Origin of the sequence: Mycobacterium sp. (genome assembly GCF_019243155.1) — a bacterium.
Taxonomy (GTDB): Bacteria; Actinomycetota; Actinomycetes; order Mycobacteriales; family Mycobacteriaceae; genus Mycobacterium.
The window spans coordinates 1-7,148 of the sequence record NZ_JAFAUS010000187.1; the positions used below are offsets into that span (position 1 = coordinate 1).

At 65.9% G+C, this 7,148-nt stretch carries 6 protein-coding genes and 1 pseudogene; 3 read left to right on the plus strand and 4 right to left on the minus strand.

Features of this window, described 5'->3' with window-relative positions:
- Together JOZ00_RS09100 and glgB are read left to right on the plus strand one after the other, a co-directional pair.
- Positions 1–1,297 (plus strand): annotated as a pseudogene (locus JOZ00_RS09100) (alpha-1,4-glucan--maltose-1-phosphate maltosyltransferase); the annotation flags it as partial.
- A gap of 24 nt (positions 1,298–1,321) precedes the next feature.
- Positions 1,322–3,517, plus strand: a complete 2,196-nt coding sequence (gene glgB, locus JOZ00_RS09105; RefSeq protein ID WP_293342735.1) for a 1,4-alpha-glucan branching protein GlgB — start codon at positions 1,322–1,324, stop codon at positions 3,515–3,517.
- 5 nt (positions 3,518–3,522) lie between these two features.
- On the opposite strand, the gene JOZ00_RS09110 is transcribed toward glgB, so the two are convergent.
- On the minus strand, positions 3,523–4,440 hold the full coding sequence (locus JOZ00_RS09110) for a co-chaperone YbbN (RefSeq protein ID WP_293342738.1): 918 nt from the start codon (positions 4,438–4,440) through the stop codon (positions 3,523–3,525).
- A gap of 179 nt (positions 4,441–4,619) precedes the next feature.
- A complete protein-coding gene (locus tag JOZ00_RS09115) occupies positions 4,620–5,801 on the minus strand; it encodes an acetyl-CoA C-acetyltransferase (RefSeq protein WP_293342740.1) in 1,182 nt (393 codons plus the stop codon).
- 89 nt (positions 5,802–5,890) lie between these two features.
- On the opposite strand from JOZ00_RS09115, the gene mce reads away from it, so the two are divergent.
- Positions 5,891–6,358 carry a methylmalonyl-CoA epimerase gene (gene mce / locus JOZ00_RS09120; protein ID WP_293342743.1) on the plus strand — a complete coding sequence of 156 codons (468 nt, stop codon included), beginning with the start codon at positions 5,891–5,893 and terminating at the stop codon, positions 6,356–6,358.
- Positions 6,359–6,367: 9 nt separating this feature from the next.
- Here mce and JOZ00_RS09125 read toward each other — a convergent pair whose 3' ends face one another.
- The gene (locus tag JOZ00_RS09125) at positions 6,368–6,673 is read right to left on the minus strand and encodes a hypothetical protein (RefSeq protein WP_293342772.1); all 306 of its coding nucleotides are present in this window, start codon (positions 6,671–6,673) and stop codon (positions 6,368–6,370) included.
- A 24-nt stretch (positions 6,674–6,697) separates the two neighbouring features.
- Positions 6,698–7,148, minus strand: a 451-nt coding sequence (gene nucS / locus JOZ00_RS09130; protein WP_293342775.1) for an endonuclease NucS, incomplete at its 5' end; no start/stop codon positions are given.

A 7,148-nucleotide genomic window follows, 5' to 3' on the forward strand; every position in this document is an offset into this window, starting at 1 on the left:
ATTCGACGTCGTCTACCTGCCGCCGATTCACCCGATCGGCAAGGTACACCGCAAGGGCCGCAACAATTCCCCCACCGCCGCCCCCGGAGATGTGGGTTCCCCGTGGGCAATCGGCAGCGACGAGGGCGGCCACGACGCCGTCCACCCAGATCTGGGCACCATCGACGACTTCGACGCCTTCGTCGCCGCGACGCGCGAATTGGGCATGGAGGTAGCGCTGGACCTGGCGTTGCAGTGCGCGCCGGACCATCCATGGGCGCGCGACCATCGGAATTGGTTCACCGAATTGCCGGACGGCACAATCGCTTACGCGGAGAACCCACCGAAGAAATATCAGGACATCTATCCGATCAACTTCGACAACGATCCCGCTGGCCTCTATGACGAGGTGCTGCGGGTGGTGCGGCACTGGATCGATCACGGGGTCAAGTTCTTTCGCGTCGACAACCCGCACACCAAGCCGCCGAACTTCTGGGCCTGGCTGATCGCTCAGGTGAAGGCCGTGGACCCCGATGTGCTGTTTCTGTCCGAGGCGTTCACGCCGCCGGCCCGCCAGTACGGACTCGCCAAGCTCGGATTCACGCAGTCCTACAGCTATTTCACCTGGCGCACGGCTAAGTGGGAGCTCACTGAGTTCGGCAGCGACATCGCCGCTCTCGCCGACTTCCGCAGGCCGAACCTGTTTGTGAACACCCCCGACATCCTGCACGCCATCCTGCAGCACAACGGCCCTGGGATGTTCGCGATCCGTGCGGTGCTGGCGGCCACCATGGGCCCCGCCTGGGGCGTGTACTCCGGCTACGAATTGTTCGAGCACCGGGCGGTCCGCGAAGGCAGCGAGGAGTACCTCGACTCGGAGAAGTACGAATTGCGGCCTCGCGACTTCGCGGGTGCGCTCGCCGAGGGACGATCGCTCGAGCCGTTCCTCACCCACCTCAACGCCATTCGCCGGCTGCATCCCGCCCTGCAACAGTTGCGCACCATCCATTTCCACAGCATCGACAATGACGCGTTGATGGCTTACAGCAAGTTCGACCCGGCCACCGGCGACTGCGTGTTGGTGGTCGTGACGCTCAACGCGTTCGGCCCTGAGGAAGCGACGCTGTTTTTAGACATGGCCGCTTTGGGTATGGAGCCATACGAGCGGTTTTGGGTACGCGACGAGATCACCGGCCAGGAATTTCAATGGGGACAGGCCAACTACGTCCGTATCGATCCTGTGCAGGCGGTCGCGCACATCATCAACATGCCACTCATACCGCACGAATCCCGAATGACGTTGTTCAGCAGGCGATAAGACCGACCGGAGGTGAAAAGGGAAATGAGCCAAGCCGACCAAATCGCCGGCACGCACCTGGCGCCCGACCCCGCCGACCTGTCGCGTCTGGTAGCCGGCACACATCACAACCCACACAGCATTTTGGGTGCCCATGAATACGGCGACCACACCGTCATCCGGGCGTTCCGCCCGCACGCAGCGGAGGTCACCGCACTCGTCGGCGACGACCGCTTCCCGCTGCAGCACATCGAAGCGGGGGTGTTCGCCGTGGCGTTGCCGTTCGTCGACCTGATCGATTACCGGCTGCAGATCAGATACGAGGGTTCCGACGCGTACACCATTGCCGACGCCTACCGTTTTCTGCCGACCCTGGGTGAAGTCGATCTTCATCTCTTCGGCGAGGGCCGCCACGAGCGACTCTGGGAAGTCCTTGGCGCGCATCCCCGCTCGTTCACCACGGCCGACGGCGTCGTCGAGGGGGTGTCGTTCGCGGTGTGGGCGCCCAACGCCAAGGGCATCACCCTGATCGGGGAGTTCAACGGCTGGACCGGCAACGAGGCCCCGATGCGGGTGCTGGGTTCATCGGGCGTGTGGGAGCTGTTCTGGCCCGGTTTCCACCTGGGCGGCCTGTACAAGTTCCGAGTGCACGGCGCCGACGGGGTCGTGACCGAGCGGGCCGACCCGATGGCCTTCGCCACCGAGGTGCCGCCGCACACCGCATCCCGCGTGACGCGGAGCGAATACACCTGGGAAGACGCCGATTGGATGGCGCGGCGCGCCGCAACCAACCCGGTGTTCGAGCCGATGAGCACCTACGAGGTTCACCTCGGCTCGTGGCGGCCCGGCCTCAACTATCGCCAACTCGCCCGCGAGCTGACGGATTACGTTGTGGAGCACGGGTTTACCCACGTGGAGCTGCTGCCGGTCGCCGAGCACCCGTTCGCGGGTTCCTGGGGATACCAGGTGACGTCGTACTACGCACCGACGTCGCGATTCGGAACGCCCGACGAGTTCCGCGCGCTGGTCGACGCCCTGCACCAGGCCGGGATCGGCGTTCTGGTGGACTGGGTACCGGCGCACTTCCCGAAGGACGCATGGGCGCTCGGGCGCTTCGACGGCACCGCGCTCTATGAGCACGCCGACCCCAAGCGGGGAGAGCAACTCGACTGGGGCACTTATGTTTTCGACTTCGGCCGAGCCGAAGTGCGTAATTTCCTGGTCGCCAACGCGTTGTATTGGCTTGAGGAGTACCACGTCGACGGTCTGCGCGTCGACGCGGTCGCGTCGATGCTGTACCTGGACTACTCGCGTCCCGAGGGCGGCTGGACCCCCAACATCTACGGCGGCCGGGAGAATCTGGAGGCCGTGCAGTTCCTGCAGGAGATGAACGCGACGGCGCACAAAGCCGCACCGGGCATCGTCACCATCGCCGAGGAATCCACCTCGTGGCCGGGCGTGACGCGGCCGACAAACATTGGCGGCCTTGGCTTTTCCATGAAGTGGAACATGGGCTGGATGCACGACACCCTGGACTACATCAGCCGGGATCCGATCTACCGGAGCTTTCACCACCACGAGATGACGTTCTCGATGCTGTACGCGTTCAGCGAGAACTATGTGCTGCCGATCAGTCACGACGAGGTGGTGCACGGCAAGGGCACGCTGTGGGGCCGGATGCCCGGCAACAACCACGTCAAAGCCGCCGGACTGCGCAGCCTACTCGCCTACCAGTGGTCACACCCCGGCAAGCAATTGCTGTTCATGGGCCAGGAATTCGGCCAGCGCGCCGAGTGGTCCGAGGAGCGCGGACTGGATTGGTGGCAGCTCGACGAGCAGGGCTTCTCCAACGGAATCCTGCGCCTCGTGCGCGACATCAACGACGTCTACCGCAGCCACCCGGCCCTGTGGAGCCAAGACACCGTCCCCGATGGCTATTCGTGGATCGACGCCAACGACTCCGCCAACAACGTCCTGAGCTTCCTGCGCTACGGCAAGGACGGCTCGGTGATGGCCTGCGTGTTCAATTTCGCGGGTGCCGAGCACAGCGGGTACCGCCTCGGCCTGCCGTCCGCCGGCCGCTGGCGCGAGGTGGTCAACACCGACGCAACGATCTACAACGGTTCCGGGATCGGAAACATGGGTGGCGTCGACGCGACCGAGGACCCGTGGCATGGCCGCCCCGCGTCGGCACTGCTGGTACTGCCGCCTACATCGGCCTTGTGGCTGGAGCCCGAGTAGCGCTGTCAGTACAGCGCGTTGGCGAGGTTGCGCCGCCCGACGACGACCTCGGGGTCGGCCGGGTCGAAGAGCTCGAACAGCTCGATCAACCGCGTGCGAACCTGCGTGCGCTCATCCCCGGATGTGCTGCGCACCAACGCGATCAGACGCTCGAACGCCCCGCCGACATCCTGGTTGAGGATTTGCACATCGGCGGCCGCGAAGGCCGCCTCGATGTCGCCCGGCGCGGCGTCAGCGACCTCGACGGCATCGGGGCGTTGCGTGGTTGCGCGGCTGAGGAAGTCGATCTGCCGGATCGCACCCTTGGCTTCGGCACTGCCCGGGTCGGCTTCCAGGATTCCCTGATACGAAGTCTTGGCGGCCTCGAAGTCGCCGTCCTCGAGTTGTTGACGCGCGGCGGCCAAGACCGGATCGACTTCCGCGGCTTCCTCGGAACCGGCGCCGCCCCTTAGCTTTCCGGCGGTCGCCTGCAGCAGCGAGTCCAGCCAGCGACGCAATTGATCGGGCGGTTGCACGCCCTGGAAACTGGACAGCGGCTGCCCGGCGGCCAGCGCCACGACGGTCGGGACCGCCTCGACCCCGAATATCTGCGCCACCCTTGGCGCCACATCGACGTTGACCGTCGCCAGCGACCATTGGCCGTTGTCCTCGGCGGCCAAACCCGCCAGCGTCTCGACCAGCTGCACACACGCGTCGCTGCGCGGTGACCACAGCGCCACCACGACCGGTATCTCTTCGGACCGAAGCAGAACCTCGTTCTCGAAATTGGCCTCGGTGATCGCGGTGACTCCCGGGCCACCCTCGACCGGCGGTGGTGTGGCACCCCCGGCGCTCGCCGGCGGCTGCTGGGCTCGCTGCTTGAGCCCGGATAGATCCACCGCACCCGCCATCGCGGGGCCTACTGAGGGTCGCGGACGCGTCACGCCGTCAAGTTTGTCATGCGTTCCGGTTGCCGATCCAGCCGGAGGCGGCCACTTTCAGAACGAGGCAGGGCCGGGCTCGCAAGCCTGGCAAACGGCGCCGCGACGGGCTTCTATGACGAAGATCACAATTCGCCGCGGACGCCCTGCGCCAGCAACGCCGATCGAGCGTCAGGGGCTGGCTAACCCGCCCGCAGAATCAGGGCGTCGCCCTGGCCCCCGGCGCCGCACAGGGCAGCAACGCCGTACCCGGAACCGCGGCGCGACAGTTCCAGGGCCGCATGCAGCGTGATCCTGGCTCCCGACATGCCGATGGGGTGCCCGACAGCAATCGCGCCGCCGTTGACGTTGACGATTTCGGGATCGATGCCGAGTTCGCGGGTCGAGGCCAGCGCCACCGCCGAGAACGCCTCGTTGATCTCCACGACATCGAGCTGGTCGACGGAGATTCCCTCACGGCTCAGCGCCTTCTTGATGGCGTTGGCCGGCTGCGACTGCAGGGTGGAGTCCGGGCCTGCCACGACGCCGTGGGCGCCGATCTCGGCCAGCCAGCTCAGCCCCAGCTCCTGCGCCTTGGCCTTATTCATCACCACCACCGCCGCCGCGCCGTCGGAAATCTGCGACGCCGAACCGGCTGTGATGGTGCCGTCCTTGCGGAATGCCGGCTTGAGGCCGGACAGCGATTCGGCCGTGGTGTTCGCGCGAATGCCCTCGTCCTCGGTGAACTGCAGCGGATCACCCTTGCGCTGAGGGATATTGACCGGCACCACCTCATCGTTGAAGACGCCGTCCTTCCATGCCGCCGCCGCCTTCTGATGCGACCGCGCCGCGAACTCGTCCTGCTCGGCGCGAGTGAACTTGTCGACGTCGTTGCGCTGCTCGGTGAGCGCGCCCATCGGCTGGTCGGTGAACACGTCGTGCAGTCCGTCGTAGGCCATGTGGTCCAGCACCGTGACGTCGCCGTACTTGTAGCCCGAACGGCTGTCCATCAGCAAATGGGGCGCCTTCGTCATGGACTCCTGACCACCGGCCACGACGACGTCAAACTCGCCGGCGCGAATGAGCTGGTCGGCCAACGCGATGGAGTCGATGCCGGACAGGCACATCTTGTTGATGGTCAGCGACGGGACATCCCAGCCGATGCCGGCCGCGACCGCGGCCTGGCGGGCGGGCATCTGGCCGGCCCCGGCCGTCAGCACCTGGCCCATGATCACGTACTCGACCAGCGAGGCCGGCACGTTGGCCTTCTCAAGGGCGCCCGCGATCGCGATCGCGCCCAGATCGCTGCCGGAGAAGTCCTTCAGCGAACCCATCAACTTGCCAATGGGCGTCCGTGCTCCAGCAACGATCACCGACGTCGTCATCACTATCTCCTAAGGCCTACCAGGCGGTCTCCAGACGGCCGATTTGGCCGCCCGGAGAAGCGCATTCTTTGCCGCCAGGTTACCTTTATGTGATGACGACCGATCACGTTGACGCCCGTCAGGTTCTGGCCAGCGCGCTGGTAACTGCGATCGATCACGTCGGCATCGCCGTCGCCGACCTCGATGCGGCAAAACGGTGGTACCACGACCAGCTCGGCATGATCGTCGTGCACGAGGAAGTCAACAAGGACCAGGGAATCCGCGAGGCGATGCTCGCCGTGCGCGGCGCCCCGGCCGGCACCGCCCAGATTCAGCTGATGGCGCCGATCGACGACTCCTCGACCATCGCGAAATTCCTCGACAAACGCGGACCCGGCATCCAGCAGATGGCCGTTCGTGTCAGCGACCTCGACGCTCTGGTCGAGCGGCTGCGCTCACAGGGCATCCGCCTGATCTACGACGCACCGCGGCGCGGCACGGCAAACTCGCGGATCAACTTCATTCACCCCAAGGACGGCGGCGGAGTTCTCATCGAGCTCGTCGAGCCCGCCTCCTGAACCGGGCCCTCAAGACCACCTTCGCGTCGGACCGCGGGTAGCGCGGTGCGTCCAGCAAGGGGTGTGCCAATGCCGCCGATCGTCGACTGACCCCGGGCCTCCCCCGAGCGTCGCATCGGTCGGCCACACGACCAGATGTGCGGTACCGGACCGTATTTCGTGATCACAGCCCGGACAACGGTAGGTTTTGACCGCGCGGGCGGCGGCCACCGGCCGGACTTCGTACTCGTGACCGTCGGCGCCCAGTTCTGTTCGACGCAGCGCCGGCGGCGCTGACGGCCGCGGCCGACGTGGCGGAGTGCGGCGCCGAGCCATGCGGCCAGTCTAATCTCTACGACCTCAGAACAGCCGGTATTCGTCGCTGTCCATCCCCCGCATCTGATCGTAATCCAGTGTCACACAACGGATTCCGCGATCGACGGCCAAGGTGCGCGCCTGAGGTTTGATCTGCTGGGCGGCGAATACGCCCTTCACCGGCGCGAGGACGCTGTCGCGATTGAGCAACTCGAGATAGCGGGTGAGCTGTTCGACGCCGTCGATCTCGCCGCGCCGTTTGATCTCGACCGCGACGCTGCCACCCAGTTCGTCGCGGCAGAGCAGATCGACCGGCCCGATCGCGGTCATGTACTCGCGACGAACCAGCGAGTACCCCTCGCCCAGCAGCTGGACGTGCTCGGCGAGCAACGCCTGCAGGTGGGCTTCGACGCCGTCCTTGACCAACCCCGGATCGACGCCCAGGTCGTGGCTGGAGTCGTGCTCGATCTCCTCGACGGTGATCCGCAGCTGTTCG

What these genes read in the sequence shown, in the direction of transcription:
- glgB (WP_293342735.1), top strand. Translation starts at nt 1,322, where the DNA reads ATGAGCCAAGCCGACCAAATCGCCGGCACGCACCTGGCGCCCGACCCC.
- JOZ00_RS09115 (WP_293342740.1), bottom strand. Translation starts at nt 5,801, where the DNA reads ATGACGACGTCGGTGATCGTTGCTGGAGCACGGACGCCCATTGGCAAG.
- JOZ00_RS09125 (WP_293342772.1), bottom strand. Translation starts at nt 6,673, where the DNA reads ATGGCTCGGCGCCGCACTCCGCCACGTCGGCCGCGGCCGTCAGCGCCG.